Genomic DNA, 14609 nt, shown 5'->3' on the forward strand with positions numbered 1-14609 from the left:
CTTGAAAACTAAAACTCCTACCCAGCCGCACTACTTCATTCCCGAGCCTCTAGACAATACGCGGCTGGCGCATCTGTGCGGCCCGCTGGATGAAAACCTGCGGCAGATTTCTGCTGCACTGGATGTGTCGCTATTCCGCCGTGGCGACAGATTTATCGCCGCCGGCAGCAATGCCGAACGCGCCGTAGAAATACTCGATCAGTTTTATGCCATCGCCAATAAAGTGATTTCGGTGGATGAAATCCAGCTGGCTCTAGTCGAGCAAAGGGCCAGGCTAGGCTTGGGAAAGAAAACAAAAACCAGCAAAAGCAACGGTAAGGTCGACGGCGAAAGCGGCGATGAAACGGGGATCGATCCAGCCGACGCCGAGCTGACCGAGAGCGATATCGAAAGCCCGGTCCTGAAAACCCGGCGTAGCGATCTGCGCGGCCGCACTCCGCATCAAAGCCAATATATCCGCTCGATTCTGGAACACGACGTGACGCTAGGCATCGGTCCGGCCGGCACCGGCAAGACCTACCTGGCAGTCGCCTGCGCGGTTGACGCGCTGGAACGCGATGCGGTCAAGCGCATCGTGCTGACGCGGCCGGCGGTTGAAGCTGGCGAGCGCCTGGGTTTCCTGCCCGGCGATCTGGCGCAAAAAGTCGATCCCTATCTGCGCCCTCTGTATGACGCGCTGTATGACTTGCTAGGCTTTGACCGCACCCAGAAAATGTTTGAAAAGCAGGCGATCGAAATCGCGCCGCTGGCGTATATGCGCGGCCGCACGCTGAACCACGCTTTCATCATTTTGGACGAAGCGCAAAACACCACGCCGGAACAGATGAAAATGTTCCTGACCCGGATCGGCTTCGGCAGCAAAGCCGTAGTCACCGGCGACGTCACCCAGATCGACCTGCAACGCGGCCAGAAGAGCGGCTTGATCGACGCCGTGAATATCCTGAAAGATGTGCGCGGCATCGCCTTCACCCGCTTCAACAGCAGCGACGTGGTGCGTCACCCCCTGGTAGCGCGCATTGTCGACGCCTACGAAACCGCATTGCAAGCGGCGCCGGTCGCATCCACGCATGGCGTGATCGAAGCCGCCACGCCGCCAGCCGCTGCCGCCATGCCAGTGCCAACCGGAATTACCAAAACCGCTCGCAGCCGCCATGCCGCCAAAAAATAAACTTTCCTTATCAGTGCAATATCCCGATGCACGCCTGCAAGACAGTGTGCCGCGCCCACAATTGCGACGCTGGGTGCAGGCGGCTTTGCTGGCGCCGGCGGAACTGACGATTCGTTTTGTCGACGCCGACGAAGGCCGCGCCCTGAACCGCGACTATCGCGGCAAGGATTACGCCACCAATGTGCTGACCTTTGCTTACTCTGAAGACGAGGCTGAAGAAGATGACGGCGTAGAAGGTGGCGTGACCCAAGCCGACATCATCCTCTGCACCGACGTCTTGCAACGCGAGGCTGGGGAACAGGGCAAGAGCGTGGTGGAACATGCCGCGCATCTGGTGGTGCACGGGGTCCTGCATGCACAAGGTTATGACCATGAAGACGATGAAGAAGCGACCGAAATGGAAAGCCTGGAAATAGAAATATTAGGCAAGCTCGGCTGGCCCAATCCCTACGCCGATCGATAATTTCTCGCCTCCAATGAAACGCCGCCTCTGCGGCGTTTTTCTTTTTTGCAATCAATATTTGATATTAAGCGCTTAAAAATCAAAGACTTGCAGTAAAAACATTGCCACAAAAATATTACATTTCTCCTCTTATCTTTTTAATTAATAAGATTATGATGAAAGTCATGTAATGAACTGCTTTGGTCTGCGACTAAGCCATATGAAAAATATCATTGCATAGCAATCGGAGACAATCGTGAAACGACTCATGCTACCCCTTATGCTGCCCGTTATGCTGCTCGGATTGACCGCCCTTCCCTTTACACAGGCGGCCTAAATGTCATCCTCTACACTCAAAAAGCCTATCGTTCACCCGATCTGGCTGCGCGTCACCCACTGGCTCAACGCGCTGGCCGTGATCATCATGATCCTGAGCGGCTGGCGCATCTATAACGCATCGCCGATTTTCCCGTTTCACATTCCCAACCAATGGACCCTGGGCGGCTGGCTCGGCGGCGCCCTGCAATGGCATTTTGCGGCGATGTGGCTGCTGTTCTTCAACGGCCTGGTATATCTGCTGATGAATACCGCCAGCGGCCGCCTGTGGAAAAAATTCTTGCCGCTGCGTCCGGTCGAAGTGGTTCAGGACTTGATCAAGGCGCTGCGCGGCAAGCTGCAGCACGATCAGCTCGACCATTACAACGCGGTACAAAAGCTGGCATATGTGTCGGTCATCCTGGATTTGATCCTGCTGGTGATCTCCGGCCTGGCGATCTGGAAATCGGTGCAGTTTCCAATTTTGCGCGAACTTATGGGCGGCTTCGACAGCGCCAGGATCGTGCATTTCTTTGCGATGAGCTTTCTGGTCGCATTTATCGTGGTGCACATCGTCATGGTGGCACTGGTCCCACGCACACTGCTAGCCATGCTGCGCGGCCGCTAAGGGGAATGGAGATGATCATGTTCAAGAAAAATCTTCACTCGACGCTCGACACCGACGCCATATTGAAAGACGCACGGCGCGAGCTGGCAATGCCATCGCGCCGCCTGTTCGCCAAGCGCGCACTTACCTTGGGCGGCCTGTCGCTGCTGACCGGCTGCAACATCACCGACGAGCCCTCCGTCAACCGCATGCTGGAGCGCATCTCACGCATGAATGACGGCGTGCAAGGATGGCTGTTCGATCCGCAGAGACTGGCGCCGACTTACACCCAAGCCGAAATGACCCGTCCATTTCCGTTCAATGCGTTCTACAGCGTCGATGAAGTGCCGGAAATCGACGAGGCCGACTACCAGCTGGAAATAAGCGGACTGGTCAGCAACAAACGCCCCTGGACGCTGGCGCAATTGCACAAATTGCCGCAGAACGAGCAAATCACCCGCCACATTTGCGTCGAAGGCTGGAGCGCCATCGGCCGTTGGGGCGGCGTCCCGTTTTCTTATTTTCTCAAGCAGATCGGCGCCGACCTGAGCGCTAAATATGTCGACTTTCAATGCGGCGACGATTATCACACCAGCATCGACATGGCGACCGCATTGCATCCGCAAACCCAGCTGAGCCTGACCTACGACGGCCAGATCCTGCCGGCGAAATACGGTTTCCCTATGAAATTGCGGATGCCGACCAAACTCGGCTACAAGAATCCGAAACACATCATGTCGATCGAAGTAACGAATAAATACCCAGGCGGTTATTGGGAAGACCAGGGCTATAACTGGTTCGGCGGCTCGTAGGTGCTGATCCTGCAACCGTTTCTGTTTTTTTTGGCGCTTTTGCCACTTTTACTTGGAGACTCAAATGAAGAAAAACCTCACAACTCTGTTGGTTACCTGCCTGATGATGACTGCTGGCGGGGTCTATGCGCAAGATACGATGTCGAAGGACGCTGCGTCTAAGACTACGATGGCCAAAGACGAAATGACGAAAGATAAAGATGCCATGGGCAAGGACGGCATGGACAAACCCGGTATGGCTAAAGACCATATGAAAAAGAAAATGCACACCAAAAAAGATGCGATGAAAAAAGATGAGATGGGCAAGGACGCCATGGACAAAGATGGCATGGGCAAAGATGGCATGGGTAAAGATGAAATGAAGAAATAATTAGCGTTTTTGCATTGCCACGGATAATGCCTGCGGGCATTATCCTTTTTTTTTGTGCAAGAAAATCGCCTGCCAGGATCACAAAATGTCCTTGCCGGCACATGCGTTTCGTCGTCCTGTCACATATTTGTTGTATGCTATTGCTTCCCAAACAATGTGAAACCAAGGCTAACGCCATATGCCAGAGCACCCTAGTAGCGTCAAATCATTTGACGCTAAACCCCACCGGTCGTTATTTGAACGCCTGACCGCACTGATTTCTCCCGAACCTGAAAATCGCGCTGAACTGCTCGATGTGCTGCAAGATGCACACGAACGCAACCTGATCGACGCCGACGCTTTGTCGATGATCGAAGGCGTGTTCCAGGTCTCTGATCTTTCCGCCCGCGACATCATGATCCCGCGTTCGCAAATGGATATGATCGACGTCACCAAACCGATCGAAGACTGGATGCCGGAAGTCCTGTCGACCGCTCACTCGCGTTTCCCTGCCGTCGACGGCGAGCGCGACAAGGTGATCGGCATCCTGCTGGCGAAAGACTTGCTGCGCTACTACGCCGAAGATTCTTTCGATGTGCGCGACATGTTGCGGCCGGCGGTTTTTATCCCCGAATCGAAACGCCTCAACGTCTTGCTGCGCGATTTTCGCGCCAACCGCAACCACATGGCGATCGTGGTCGATGAATACGGCGGCGTCGCCGGCCTGATCACGATTGAAGACGTGCTGGAACAGATCGTCGGCGATATCGAGGACGAGTACGACTTCGATGAAGAAGAAGACAATATCCTCGCCATCCGCGACGGCGACCACGGCGGCCGCTGGCGGGTCAAGGCGCTGACCGAGATCGAACAATTCAACGAAACGCTTGAAACCGCGCTGGTCGACGAAGATGTCGATACGATTGGCGGCCTGGTCGCCAATCATCTGGGACGCGTGCCGCGCAAAGGCGACGAATTCACGATAGACAATGTGCGGTTTGAAGTGCTACGCGCCGATGCCCGTCAGGTGCACGTCTTGCTGGTCGAAAAATTGCCGCAATCGGCTCAGGAATAATCCTGAAAGGTCGGCCCGGCGCAATGCTGTTCCGACCCGCCCTATCTAAGAACAAGATCAACGCTGCCCATGAGTTTTCGCCCGACCTCGATTCCTAAACTCCCCCTGCTGCTCGTGCTGGCCGCCCTTACCGGCGCCATCAATGTGTTCGCCTTCGCGCCATACGGACTGTGGCCGCTGCAGCTGCTGACGCTGGCGCTGTTGGTGTTCTGCCTGATCCGTGTTCCAACCATCAAACAAGGGGCGCTGCTCGGCTGGGCTTACGGCTTTGGCTGGGTAGCGCACGGCGTCTACTGGATTTATATCTCGCTGCATGACTTTGGCGCTTTGCCAGGTTGGCTGGCAGCGCTGGCGGTAGCGCTGCTGGCAGCCATCATGGGCTTGTACACCGCCATGTGCGCCGCAGCCGGTCTCTGGCTGCGGCGCCGCTGGTCAGCGTCGCCGTTGTTGTTTGCGCTGGCGATTTTCCCGGCGCTGTGGGCGCTCACCGAATGGCTGCGCGGCTGGTTGTTCACCGGCTTTCCCTGGCTGGTTTCAGGTTATGCCCACACTGCCGGCCCGCTGGCAGGTTTTGCGCCGCTGGTCGGCGTGTATGGCATCGGCGGCATCGCGGCGTTGATCGCCGGCTGCCTGGCTTTGCTGCCGCAACATAAACTGCCGGCGGCCGCCGCCGTGCTGATACTGATCGCGGGTCTTGGCTTGCATCAGATCGACTGGACTGCGCCGCATGGCAAGCCGATTTCGGTGCGCCTGTTGCAGGGCAATGTGGCGCAAGAAGAAAAATTCGATAACGCTCAGATTGTGAATTCCCTGCGCCTCTATATCGATATGATCCGCGCCGCGCCGGCAGACCTGATCGCCACGCCGGAAACCGCGATACCGATCATGCAAACCGAGTTGCCGCCGGACTATGTGCCCGCCCTGGCAGATTTCGCTCAGCAAACCGGCAGCCACATCGCGCTCGGCATTCCTTATATCGACGGCCCCTATCGCTACTCGAACAGCGTGATCGGCATCTCGCCCCAGGCTAAGGACGCCGGCTTCCGTTATTTTCGTTACGATAAGCAGCACTTGGTGCCATTTGGCGAATTCGTGCCGCTCGGTTTCCGCTGGTTTGTCGACATGATGAACATCCCGCTCGGCGACTTTACCCGTGGGCCGGTGGTACAAGCGCCATTCGCGGTGAAAGACCAATGGGTATTGCCCAACATCTGCTACGAAGACTTGTTTGGCGAAGAAATTGCCGGCCAGCTGGCCGCTACCCACGCAGCCGGCAAACCGACCGCTACCATGCTGCTGAATATGTCGAACATCGCCTGGTTCGGGAATACGATTGCATTGCCGCAACATTTGCAAATCTCGCAAATGCGCAGCCTGGAAACCGGCCGCCCGATGCTGCGTGCGACCAACACCGGCGCCACCGCAGTGATCGATCCGCACGGTGTTGTCAGCATTCAACTGCAACCGTATAGCCGCGCCACGCTGACGGTGTCGGTGCAAGGCTACAGCGGCACAACGCCGTATATCCTGTTGGGCAATCGCCTGCTATTGGTTCTAGCCCTATCGATACTGGCGGCCAGCTGGTGGTACAGCCGCCGCAAAGCGCGCAAGCAGCCCTAAAGCCGTCAAAACCCGCTAAAATCGCTGGTTTTAGCGCTCTTCATCGCCTTCCGTATTTGACGCGCTGTGCTTGATTCGCTGTACTCAATCCGATTAACCGGCACTTTGCCGTATGGAAAAGCAACAAAACGATGCTTACATTTCAACAAATCATTCTCAAATTACAAGATTATTGGGACGCTCAGGGCTGCGCCCTGCTGCAACCTTACGACATGGAAGTCGGCGCCGGCACCTCGCATACCGCGACCTTCCTGCGCGCCATCGGCCCCGAACCATGGCGGGCCGCCTATGTACAACCGTCGCGCCGCCCGAAAGACGGGCGCTATGGCGAAAACCCTAATCGCTTGCAGCATTATTACCAATACCAGGTGGTGCTCAAGCCGGCGCCGGAAAACATTCTCGATCTCTATCTCGGCTCGCTAGCCGCGCTCGGTCTGGATCTCAAACGCAACGACGTGCGCTTCGTCGAGGACGACTGGGAAAATCCGACTTTGGGCGCCTGGGGCCTGGGCTGGGAAGTTTGGCTGAACGGTATGGAAGTGACGCAATTCACGTATTTCCAGCAAGTCGGCGGCCTCGATTGCAAACCGGTGCTGGGTGAGATCACCTACGGCATCGAACGGCTGGCGATGTACCTGCAAGGCGTGGAAAATGTCTACGACCTGGTATGGACCGAGCGGGTTGAAAACGGCGTCACCAAAAAACTCAGCTACGGCGATGTCTTCCATCAGAACGAAGTCGAGCAATCGACCTACAATTTCGAGCACGCCAACACCGAATTCCTGTTCCCGCTGTTCGGCAATTACGAAGCCGAGGCCAAGCGCCTGTTAGCAGTGCCGCTGGCGCTGCCGGCTTATGAAATGGTCTTGAAAGCTGCGCATACCTTCAATCTGCTGGATGCGCGCGGTGCGATCTCGGTGACCGAGCGCGCCGCCTATATGGGGCGGATCCGCAACCTGTCGCGCGCAGTGGCGCAAGCATATTACGATTCACGGGCAAAACTGGGCTTCCCGATGTGGGAAATCACCGAGGAAAATGCCGATCTGTTGTTGCAAGAATTTGGAGATGAATACATGGCGGCAGTTGCGCAGCGCGCGGGGGAAGCAGTATGAAGGACACGCTCTTGAATCAGACCCTGCTAATTGAAATTTTTACCGAAGAACTGCCGCCGAAAGCACTGGCCAAACTTGGCGACGCCTTTGCCAACGGCATTTTCAATGGCTTGAAAGCGCGCGATTTCCTGGACGACGGCGCCGTCGCCACCGCCTTCGCCACGCCACGCCGCCTGGCGGTTGCCATCAGCAATGTGCGCACCACCTCGCTCGACAAGACCATGCGTGAAAAAGTGCTGCCGGTTTCGGTGGCGCTGGATGCCGAGGGTCAGCCAAGCGCACCGCTGGTCAAGAAACTGGCGGCAATGGCAGCGCAAATCGGCAAGGGAGTGATCAGCCTGGCTGAACTGGAACGCGCGGCCGACGGCAAGGCTGAAAGTTTTTTCTACAGCTACACCGCCAACGGCGTGGCGTTGCCGGTCGGTTTGCAAGTGGTGCTGGAAGATACGGTAAGCAAATTACCGATCCCTAAAGTGATGAGCTATCAGCGTCAGCACGGCCACGCCGCGGGTCAGACCGTAAAATTTGTACGGCCGGCGCATAGCCTGGTAGCGCTGCATGGCGGCCAGGTATTGCCGCTGACACTGCTTGGCCTGGATGCAGATCGCCAGACCGAGGGCCATCGTTTCCTGTCGCAAGGCGGTATCGCGTTGGCCAATGCTGACAGTTATGCGGCCACGCTGGCCGGACAAGGCAAAGTGATCGCCAGCTTCAGCGAGCGCAAGGAAAAAATTCGTGCCGCTTTGTTGGCGGCTGCTGCAGGCAATCAGGTCCTGATGCCGGAAGCGCTACTGGACGAAGTCACGGCGCTGGTCGAATGGCCGGTGGTGTATGCCTGCAAATTCGAAGACGAATTCCTCAGCGTCCCGCAGGAATGCCTGATCCTGACGATGCAAACCAATCAAAAGTATTTTGCCCTGACCGATAGCGCAGGAAAATTGCGCTCGCGTTTCCTGATCGTCTCGAATCTGCAGACCGATGAACCGCAATACATCATCGAAGGCAATGAGCGTGTGGTGCGGCCGCGCCTGTCCGACGCTAAGTTTTTCTTCGAGCAAGACCAGAAAAAGAAGCTGGCCGACCGTGTGCCCCTGTTGGCCAATGTGGTCTATCACAACAAGCTCGGCAATCAGTTGCAGCGCACGGAGCGGGTCAAGGCCCTGGCAGCGGCGATTGCCGGACTGCTCGGCAGCGACCCCGCATTAGCCGAACGCGCAGCATTGCTGGCCAAGGCCGACCTGCTGACCGATATGGTAGGCGAATTCCCTGAGCTGCAAGGCGTCATGGGCAATTACTACGCACGCCATGACGGCGAAGCGGAAGACGTCGCGCTGGCTGTCTCGGAACACTATCAGCCGCGCTTTGCCGGCGACGCCTTGCCGACTACCGATACCAGTACCGCAGTAGCGCTGGCCGACAAGCTGGAAACCCTGATCGGCATCTGGGGCATCGGCCTGCAGCCAACCGGCGACAAGGATCCGTTTGCCCTGCGCCGCCATGCGTTGGGCATCTTGCGCATGCTGCTGGAAAAACGCCTGCCGATATCGCTGACGCAATTGCTGAGCAACGCCACACAGCAATTCGCCGGCAATCCCAACTTCAAGGATCCAGGCAGCGACGTGCTGCCGTTCCTGTACGACCGCTTGCGCGGCCTGTTGCGTGAACGCGGTTATGCGACTAACGAAATTGAAGCGGTGGTGGCGCAGCAACCGGATCGGCTCGACAACATCATCGAACGCCTCGACGCGGTGCAAGCGTTCGCCGCCTTGCCGGAAGCGGAAGCGCTGGCCGCAGCCAACAAGCGCATCACCAACATTTTGAAAAAGACCGAAGGTGTCGGCAACACGGTACAGCAAGATCTGCTGCGCGACAGTGCCGAACAGGGATTGTTCACAGCGATGAATGCGCTTAAACCCGAGGTTGACGCTGCCTTTGCCAAAGGCGATTTCAGCACTGCGCTAAAAGCATTGGCGCGGCTGCGGGAAAACGTCGACGGCTTCTTCAACGATGTGATGGTGATGGCCGACGACGAGCAATTGCGCAACAACCGCCTGGCGTTGCTGGCAAACCTGCATGTGATGTTGAACCAGGTCGCCGACATTTCCAAGCTGGCCGCTTAAAGTTAATTGGGGACAGAGCAACGCGCCGCAAGGTTTATTCAGGCGGCGCTCAAACTCTGTCCTGCAAATGGATAAATACCCCATGAAGCTGATCATTCTCGACCGCGACGGCGTCATCAACCATGACTCGGACGCCTTCATCAAATCGCCTGAGGAATGGGTGCCGATCAAGGGTTCGCTGGAAGCGATAGCACGTCTCAACCAGGCCGGCTACCGGGTTGTGGTGGCGACCAACCAGTCTGGCATCGCGCGCGGCTTGTTCGACATGCAGGCGCTGATGGCAATTCATCAGAAAATGCATGAGGCGGCGCAGCTGGTCGGCGCCGAGATCGACGCCATCTTTTTTTGCCCGCATGCCGCCGACGACAATTGCGATTGCCGCAAACCCAAGCCTGGCATGTTTCACGATATCGGCAAGCGCTTTGAGATCAGCCTGCGTGGCGGTGTGGCGACCGTAGGCGATTCTCTGCGCGACTTGCAAGCAGGTTTTATCGCCGGTTGCGCGCCTTATCTGGTACTCACCGGCAAAGGCGAAAAAACCCGCGACAAAGGCGGCCTGCCACCCGGCACATTGATTTTTCCGGACCTGGCTGCGGTGGTTGAATTCCTGTTGAAGAAACCGGTAGAGCTGTCGGTTTGACTGGCGGATTGAATCGGCGTCGTCCTGCAAAAGATTGTTTGTTAAAAAATACCTGGAGTCTGCATGTTGCGTTTTTCCCTGTTTTTGCGTTCCCTGTTGTTCTTCTTGTTGATGACGATCCTGACTGTAGTCTGGTCCTTGGCTTGCGTCCTGTTTGCCCCCTTCCCCTACGCCAGGCGTTATTACCTGACCGCGCGCTGGAATGTCATCGTGATCTGGATGGCTAAGGTCATTTGCGGGATTCGTTATCAGGTCAAGGGCTTTGAAAATTTCCCGGATGGGCCGGCGGTTGTGTTGAGCAAGCATCAGTCGGCATGGGAAACGATTTTCCTGCTACCGATGACGCCGCGCCCGCTGGTGTTCGTGTTCAAGAAATCGCTGACCTATATCCCGTTTTTCGGCTGGGGCATCGCCCTGTTGCGCATGATTCCAATCGATCGCAGCAAAGGCCGCGACGCCTTCGCCCAAGTGGTGGTGCAAGGACGCAAGCGGCTGGCGGACGGCCAGTGGATCATCATGTTCCCGGAAGGCACGCGGATTCCGGTCGGCCAAACCGGTAAATACAAGAACGGCGGCAGCCGCCTGGCGGTGGAAACCAATACCCCGGTAGTGCCGATCGCGCACAACGCGGGCGAATGCTGGCCGAAGAATTCTTTCATCAAGAAACCCGGGCTGATCACGGTGTCTATCGGCAAGCCGATTTATCCGGAAAACATGGATAGCAGCGAGTTGATGGCGAAAGTCGAAAATTGGATAGAATCTGAAATGCGCGTGATTTCACCGCATGTCTATTCCAAGCAAAAATAACGCTAACTTGCCAACATTGAAACTATCGCATCAAAAGCCAACTAAGCCGCGCCTGGGGCCAAATGCACGACCCCAGGGCAAGCTACCGCAGCAACAAGCGTTGCAACTGGATCTGTTTGCCGACGATTCAATCACCAGCACCCCGCCAGCCCCCAATCCAAGATCGATGCCACGCGCAACACCCGTGCCGCAGACACCGCCGGCGGGCGATACTGCCGTGCTGGCGCCCGGCAAGCGTCGCCTGCACTTTGGCGAGCATGTGCTCGATTACACCCTGTTACGCTCCAAACGACGCTCCATCGGTTTTCTGATCAGCGACGACGGCCTACGCGTCACCGCGCCCAAATGGGTCACGCTGGGTGACATCGAAACCGCCATCCGCGAAAAGAAACGTTGGATTTTTACCAAGCTGGCCGAATACCGCGATCGCTCGACCCGCCGCATGCAACCGCAAATGCAGTGGCGCGACGGCGAAACCCTGCCCTATATGGGCCGCAGCATCACCCTGCGGATTCACGCCACACAGAGGGCCGGAATCCATTTTGACCAAGCCAGCGAGCAACTGATCGTCTGCTTGCCGGCCGACGCCGGCGAGCAGCAGTTAAAGGATCGCGTACTGGGCTGGCTGCAACTGGAAGCCAAGCGCGTATTCGCCGAGCGGCTGCCGATATATGCCGAGAAACTGGGCGTCAGCTACCAGTCGTTCGCGCTGTCGTCGGCGACTACCCAATGGGGCTCCTGCACCTCAGAAGGCAAGATCCGCTTGAACTGGCGGCTGATGCATTTTGCGCTGCCGCTGATCGACTACGTGATCGCGCATGAGTTGTCGCATTTACGCGAGATGAACCATAGCCCGCGTTTCTGGGCCACGGTGCAATCGATTTTCCCCGAATTTGAAACTGCCAGGAAAACCCTGCGCGACAGCGCTCACGAAACTCTGCCGATTTTTTAGGGCAAGCGCGTCGTACTTATTACTGACTACTTTTTCCGCCGACTTAAAACATCGGCGAGGTCTGAGCAACCTCTCTCTTCCCAACTATCGAGAAAAACCATGCGAATCCTCCATACCATGCTGCGCGTCGGCAATCTGCAACGTTCCATCGATTTCTACACCAAAGTATTGGGCATGAAACTGCTACGCACCAACGACAATCCTGAGTACAAATACACGCTGGCTTTTGTCGGCTACGGCAGCAATCCCGATCATGCGGAACTCGAACTGACCTACAACTATGGCGTCGACAGCTACGACCAGGGCACGGCGTTCGGACATCTGGCAGTCGCTGTCGAGGATGCCTACAAAGCTTGCGACGATGTCAGAGCACAGGGCGGCAACGTGACACGCGAAGCCGGGCCGGTAAAGGGTGGCAGCACGGTGATCGCCTTCGTCCAGGATCCGGACGGCTACAAGATTGAATTGATAGAGCGTAAGGCCGACAATTCACCCAGCGAGAAGTTATAAGGGCGGCAGGGCGGCCTGACTCTTAGCTGGCGCGTAGCTAAGAGATAGGTAAGGGGGGAATCAGGCAGCGTTGCCAGTCCAGCGATTTGCCAGTTCGACAAAGCGCTCCATCGCAACCGCCTCGGGCCGCGCTTGCGGATCGACGCCGGCGTCGATCAGTTGGTTCTCGGTGAACATGCCGGCCAGGCAGTTGCGAATCACTTTGCGACGCTGGCTGAATGCCTTTAACACCACGGCTTCCAGTTTGCGCTGCTCGCAAACCAGAGGCTGGGCAATCGGGATCATCCTGACGATTGCCGATTCGACCCGCGGCGGCGGATCAAAAGCGGTCGGCGGCACCACGAACAGCAGCGCCATCTGGTAACGCCATTGCAGCATCACCGAGAGCCGGCCAAACGCCTTGCTGCCCGGCTGCGCCACCATCCGTTCCACTACTTCCTTTTGCAGCATGAAATGCTGGTCCTGTACTTGCGGCGCGATCTCGGTCAGGTGAAACAGCAAAGGGCTGGAAATGTTGTAAGGCAGATTGCCGACCACCCGCAATTTGCCTTCGCCGATCAAGGGAATGCTACCGAAATCGAACTTCAACGCGTCGGCGGAATGCACGTGCAAACGCGCCGGATCAAAATTCTTTTGCAAGCGCGCCACCAGATCGCGATCCAGTTCGACTACATGCAACTGCTGCAGCGATTCCAGCAGCAAACGCGTCATGGCGGCCAGGCCGGGCCCGATTTCGACCATATTGTCGCCGGCTTGCGGATCGATGGCGCTGATGATGTTGTACAGCACGGTGTCGTCAGTCAGGAAATTCTGGCCGAAGCGCTTGCGGGGAATGTGGTTCTTCATATTTTTCTTTATTTGCGAGGCGGGAAAGCTAAAACAAAGCAGGACGCTTAAGAGTCAGCGCAATATAACTGCTTACTCTTGCCCCAATTGACTCAGCCGCACCATTTGCGCAGCAACGTTCAGCGCCGCCAGCATGCTGCCGTGATCGGCTCGGCCCAAACCGGCTGCGGCGAGATCCAGTGCGGTGCCGTGATCGACCGAAGTACGGATAAACGGCAAACCCAGCGTGATGTTGATGCCGTGGCCGAAGCTGGCATATTTCAATACCGGCAAACCCTGGTCGTGATACATCGCCAATACGCAATCGGCGTCCGCCAGATATTTTTGCTGGAACAGGGTATCGGCCGGATAAGGGCCGCTGACGGCGATGCCGCGCGCCTGGGCCGCTTGCAAGGCCGGGCTGATGATATCGATTTCTTCACGCCCCAGATAACCGCCCTCGCCCGCATGGGGATTCAAGCCCGTCACCAGGATGCGCGGCTGCGCCAGGCCGAATTTTTTCTGCAGATCCGCATGCAGGATGTCAATGGTGCGGCTCAGACCATCATAGCTGAGTGCTGCAGCGACATCTTTCAATGCCAGATGGGTGGTCGCCAACGCTACCCGCAACGGCGGCGTGACCCGATCCGTGGCCAGCATCATGACGACCTGCGCAGTCGCACTTTTTTCAGCAAGATATTCGGTATGGCCGGTAAACGGTACACCGGCGTCGTTGATCGTACTTTTTTGCAGAGGCGCCGTCACCATGCCGTCGAATGTTCCCTGCTGCGCGCCGTTGATGGCGATATCCAGCGTGCGCAATACGGCGCGGCCGTTGCGCGCATCCAGATGGCCTGGCTGCACATGGGCGTCGAGAGGGCAGTCGATTACCGCAATCTGATCATGGGGGAAATTCGGCAAGCCGTTGTTGCGCAGGGCCTGTTGCGAGAGTGCCACGAGCCGGATCTGCGGATCGATCTCAGCCGCGATCATCGCCAGGAAAGCAGCATCGCCAATCAGCACGCTATTGATTTCAGCGCGCAACTGCCAAGCCGCCTTGATCGAGATTTCAGGCCCGATGCCGGCCGGCTCACCGCAGGTGACGGCCAATATCGGCCTCGGCCGCACTGGCGATTTGAGCGGATTTTCAGCCGCTTGTGCGGCCGCGGGTGTAACCGCGGGTTTAGCCGCGGGTGTGACCGACTGATCAGACATGCACTACTCTCAAAGCTGGCTTGGATACTGTATCAACGCA

The 14609-nt window shown here is 57.1% G+C and carries 15 protein-coding genes; 13 read left to right on the forward strand and 2 right to left on the reverse strand.

The genetic code is table 11. The features are described 5' to 3' along the window. Position 1: 1 nt before the first annotated feature. From VNZ60_RS15540 to gloA, 13 genes are all read left to right on the forward strand, one after another. Positions 2-1168, forward strand: coding sequence for a PhoH family protein (locus VNZ60_RS15540; protein ID WP_325660639.1), 1167 nt, complete (start codon positions 2-4; stop codon positions 1166-1168). After that, the gene (gene ybeY / locus VNZ60_RS15545; protein ID WP_325660641.1) at positions 1152-1631 is read left to right on the forward strand and encodes an rRNA maturation RNase YbeY; all 480 of its coding nucleotides are present in this window, start codon (positions 1152-1154) and stop codon (positions 1629-1631) included. The genes VNZ60_RS15540 and ybeY overlap by 17 nt, the downstream gene beginning before the upstream one ends. 316 nt (positions 1632-1947) lie before the next feature. Next, the gene (locus VNZ60_RS15550; RefSeq protein ID WP_325660643.1) at positions 1948-2553 is read left to right on the forward strand and encodes a cytochrome b/b6 domain-containing protein; all 606 of its coding nucleotides are present in this window, start codon (positions 1948-1950) and stop codon (positions 2551-2553) included. A 17-nt stretch (positions 2554-2570) separates the two neighbouring features. Next, a complete protein-coding gene (locus VNZ60_RS15555) occupies positions 2571-3344 on the forward strand; it encodes a molybdopterin-dependent oxidoreductase (protein WP_325660645.1) in 774 nt (257 codons plus the stop codon). A gap of 64 nt (positions 3345-3408) precedes the next feature. Further along, positions 3409-3714: a pentapeptide MXKDX repeat protein gene (locus VNZ60_RS15560; RefSeq protein WP_325660647.1), complete on the forward strand. Its 306-nt coding sequence runs from the start codon at positions 3409-3411 to the stop codon at positions 3712-3714. Positions 3715-3892: 178 nt separating this feature from the next. Then, the gene (locus VNZ60_RS15565) at positions 3893-4768 is read left to right on the forward strand and encodes an HlyC/CorC family transporter (protein WP_325660649.1); all 876 of its coding nucleotides are present in this window, start codon (positions 3893-3895) and stop codon (positions 4766-4768) included. 69 nt (positions 4769-4837) lie between these two features. Further along, on the forward strand, positions 4838-6388 hold the full coding sequence (lnt, locus tag VNZ60_RS15570) for an apolipoprotein N-acyltransferase (RefSeq protein WP_325660651.1): 1551 nt from the start codon (positions 4838-4840) through the stop codon (positions 6386-6388). A gap of 131 nt (positions 6389-6519) precedes the next feature. Beyond that, positions 6520-7500, forward strand: coding sequence for a glycine--tRNA ligase subunit alpha (gene glyQ / locus VNZ60_RS15575; RefSeq protein ID WP_325660653.1), 981 nt, complete (start codon positions 6520-6522; stop codon positions 7498-7500). 11 nt (positions 7501-7511) lie between these two features. Then, the gene (gene glyS / locus VNZ60_RS15580; RefSeq protein ID WP_325660852.1) at positions 7512-9620 is read left to right on the forward strand and encodes a glycine--tRNA ligase subunit beta; all 2109 of its coding nucleotides are present in this window, start codon (positions 7512-7514) and stop codon (positions 9618-9620) included. Between the two features lie 82 nt (positions 9621-9702). Beyond that, positions 9703-10260 carry a D-glycero-beta-D-manno-heptose 1,7-bisphosphate 7-phosphatase gene (gene gmhB, locus VNZ60_RS15585; protein WP_325660655.1) on the forward strand — a complete coding sequence of 186 codons (558 nt, stop codon included), beginning with the start codon at positions 9703-9705 and terminating at the stop codon, positions 10258-10260. 63 nt (positions 10261-10323) lie between these two features. Further along, positions 10324-11067, forward strand: a complete 744-nt coding sequence (locus VNZ60_RS15590) for a lysophospholipid acyltransferase family protein (RefSeq protein ID WP_325660657.1) — start codon at positions 10324-10326, stop codon at positions 11065-11067. Further along, positions 11045-12019 carry a M48 family metallopeptidase gene (locus VNZ60_RS15595; protein ID WP_325660659.1) on the forward strand — a complete coding sequence of 325 codons (975 nt, stop codon included), beginning with the start codon at positions 11045-11047 and terminating at the stop codon, positions 12017-12019. Before VNZ60_RS15590 ends, VNZ60_RS15595 begins: the two co-directional genes overlap by 23 nt. Before the next feature lie 99 nt (positions 12020-12118). Beyond that, on the forward strand, positions 12119-12529 hold the full coding sequence (gloA, locus tag VNZ60_RS15600; protein WP_325660660.1) for a lactoylglutathione lyase: 411 nt from the start codon (positions 12119-12121) through the stop codon (positions 12527-12529). A gap of 60 nt (positions 12530-12589) precedes the next feature. On the opposite strand, the gene rsmA is transcribed toward gloA, so the two are convergent. Continuing rightward, on the reverse strand, positions 12590-13375 hold the full coding sequence (gene rsmA, locus VNZ60_RS15605; protein ID WP_325660662.1) for a 16S rRNA (adenine(1518)-N(6)/adenine(1519)-N(6))-dimethyltransferase RsmA: 786 nt from the start codon (positions 13373-13375) through the stop codon (positions 12590-12592). Between the two features lie 72 nt (positions 13376-13447). Next, positions 13448-14569, reverse strand: coding sequence for a 4-hydroxythreonine-4-phosphate dehydrogenase PdxA (gene pdxA, locus VNZ60_RS15610; protein ID WP_414648859.1), 1122 nt, complete (start codon positions 14567-14569; stop codon positions 13448-13450). Positions 14570-14609: the final 40 nt, after the last annotated feature.

Source organism: Collimonas sp., from assembly GCF_035566375.1.
Taxonomy (GTDB): domain Bacteria; phylum Pseudomonadota; class Gammaproteobacteria; order Burkholderiales; family Burkholderiaceae_D; genus Collimonas.